Source organism: Actinacidiphila oryziradicis, from assembly GCF_005047355.1.
Classification (GTDB): domain Bacteria; phylum Actinomycetota; class Actinomycetes; order Streptomycetales; family Streptomycetaceae; genus Actinacidiphila; species Actinacidiphila oryziradicis.
Window position 1 is genome coordinate 1 of the sequence record NZ_SUMC01000307.1, and the last position, 1,782, is coordinate 1,782.

Annotated in this window: 1 protein-coding gene; it reads right to left on the bottom strand. The window is 71.1% G+C overall.

The window, feature by feature from the left end:
• The coding region (gene tap, locus FCI23_RS55460) for a telomere-associated protein Tap (RefSeq protein WP_136731730.1) at positions 1-1,336 on the bottom strand (1,336 nt) is incomplete at its 3' end.
• Between the last annotated feature and the right edge of the window lie 446 nt (positions 1,337-1,782).

Below are 1,782 nucleotides of genomic sequence, written 5' to 3' on the forward strand. Positions count from 1 at the left end.
CGGCGGCGAAGGCCATGTTCACGTCGATGCCCACCAGGTAGCGCTTGAGGCACTCCTCATCGGTGATCGGGCGCGACCAGTCGTACGCCTCCTCCAGCAGCACCTCGGCCGGGGTGCGCCGGTGGAACCTGGGCAAGTCGGCGAGCAGCGGGTGCCCGTCGGGGGCCTCGCACGGCGCGCAGTCGACCGGGTCCTTCCCCAGCGAGCCCGGGTTGTGCTCGCTGTGCCGCTTGCCGTTCTCGTCCGGTTCGCTGGCCCGTGTGGGCGGGTGCAGGGCGGTCAACAGCTCCAGGCCGGTCACGGCGGTGGAACCGCGCGGCGTCATCACCCGGGACGCGTACGTGCCCAGCAGCCGGGCGAGTTCCGCCGGCGGAAGCTGCCCGGCATCTGCCCAGTGCCGGGTGTCGAGCGCGTCCCAGCCCGGGATGCACAGCTGCACGCACATCCGGTCGGAGCCCTGGGCCGGGCGGTAGATCCGCGCCCACGGCCCGAACCCGCGCTTCGTCAGCTTCCAGTTGGCTCGCGCCAGCTGCTTGATGACCTTGTGGCCCTCCGGCAGCCGCCCCGACAGGCGCTCCTCCTCGGTGAGGTGGAGCGGCAGCCCGTACCGCTCGCACGCGGCCTCGGTGAGCACGATCAGCGGGTCGGCGTCCTTGCCCGGCCCGCTCAGCTTGGGCGCACCCAGCATCGCCTCCGACAGCGTCCAGTCGACCAGGGCCGGGATGGACTTGGCGGGCACGTCCAGGACCAGGCCGCCGACGCAGTACGCCGACACCTGCCCGTCTTCGACGTCGACGACCGCGAGCGGCCCGATGGCGAAGCGCGGGTCGACGGCGGCCGCGACGGGCTTCGCGGTGGCCTTCTTCGCCGCCGGACGCCGCGACGTCGACGACGGCCTGGTGGCGGCCGCCGTACGGGACGGAGCGGGGGCAGGGCGCTGCGAGGTGTTCTGTTCAGTAGTCATGGCCGCAGCATCCGGGGCCGGACCTGTGGACAGAGGTCGCGGTTCTCCGGGCTCGGCCTCGCGCGGCACGGGCGCGGAGGGGCCGGCGAACGTCTCGGGCACCGCCGTGTCCTGCGCGGGCACCGGGGTGTTGGCAGGGTAGAGCTCCGCGAGCTTGTCCAGCAGCCGGGCGTAGGCGTCGCGCTGCGGCGACCTGGGCTCGGTCTTGCCGCTCTCCCACGACACGACGGTCGGCCGGCGCACCTCCAGCGCCTGGGCGACCTGGTCCTGGGACAGACCGTGGGCCTTGCGCAGCCGCGCCCGTTCCGCAGGCGGGGGCAGCAGCGACTGCCCGGCGATCAGGGCGTCGACCGCGTCAAACAACTCGGACATGGAACACCTCCTGCCCCACAGTATAACGTGAAATAAACATTTCGCGTACTAAGGATCTAACATTTCGCGTACATTGCGCCGGGGGTGCGCAACGAACGGCCTGGCGGGGTCGGCGCGCCGGCTCGGCCAAGCTCAGCCCGGTGCGCAGCTTCAAGCGCCGCAGCTGCTCCCACCAGGACGCGCACCTCGGGGCCCAGCGATTCGGACAGCGGCTGCCAACAGCTCATATCCCATCCCCGTACCTAATCTGCCGATCCGGTGGGACATCCCCGCACTGTGCGGGCTGGGATGTCCCACTTCCTCCCAGAAGCGCCCTGACAAGTACCGAGAGGTGTCGGCGTGGCAAAGCTCGAGACCGAGGGATCACCCCCTCGATGTGAAAGGAGCGTTGGACACCATGCCGATCTTCAAGCGCCTGGCTGTCTTCGCCGCCGCGGTCGCCGCCG